We start from the raw sequence: 699 nt of genomic DNA on the forward strand, positions 1-699 counted from the left end.
TTCTACCATTATTAATTTTTAAATACAATTGTAATGAGTAGAGAATCTTACCTACAACAAGCTTGTAAAGCAGTTCCTGAATTTAAACTTATCAGTGAACAATTTTTGCGTAAATACACCATTGCTGGAAAATCTGAGTCCTGTACCCGTAATTACCTGATGCAGATTTCTAAGATGGTGTTGTATTTTAAGTGTTCGCCCTTGGAGCTGTCCATTGATCAAATTGTAGCGTATTTATTTGAAATTCAAATCAACGAAAAACCCAGTCGCAGTTCTTTCAAACATCTGGTTTATGGTTTAAGAGCCAAGTTTTCTATGTTTAAAACTGTAGAGTTATTACGCAAAGACTTAAAAGTAACTTTTCATAAACTAAAACTTTCAAGAGCTCAGGTACTTGAAATAAAGTTTGGAAAACGTTCCTGTCTTAGTTGTAAAGATTGTGGTGGTGAGCTGGCTTTAATACTTTCTTATCCTGGTAAAAGGGCTCCTCCTGCTTCCTGATATTTGCAGCAAGTCTCTATTTATCAACAAACTAACGAATATGCCTTTAAGCGTAAATGGGAATGCTATATTCTCTTGTTAAAATAGTGGTTAAAAAACAGTTTTACAATTAAATAACAAGTGCGATAAATTACGATCAAGTGCAACAAATTAATAAAATGGTTCATTATTAACTGAAATATCACAAAAATGACAACG

General features: G+C 32.6%; 1 protein-coding gene. It reads left to right on the plus strand.

Annotated elements, in window-relative coordinates:
- Nucleotides 1-33: 33 nt before the first annotated feature.
- A complete protein-coding gene (locus OM075_RS25310) occupies nt 34-501 on the plus strand; it encodes a phage integrase N-terminal SAM-like domain-containing protein (protein ID WP_301193348.1) in 468 nt (155 codons plus the stop codon).
- Nucleotides 502-699: the final 198 nt, after the last annotated feature.

It is taken from the genome of Plebeiibacterium sediminum (genome assembly GCF_026013605.1).
Lineage (GTDB): Bacteria > Bacteroidota > Bacteroidia > Bacteroidales > Marinilabiliaceae > Saccharicrinis > Saccharicrinis sediminus.

What these genes read in the sequence shown, in the direction of transcription:
- OM075_RS25310 (WP_301193348.1), top strand. Translation starts at nt 34, where the DNA reads ATGAGTAGAGAATCTTACCTACAACAAGCTTGTAAAGCAGTTCCTGAA.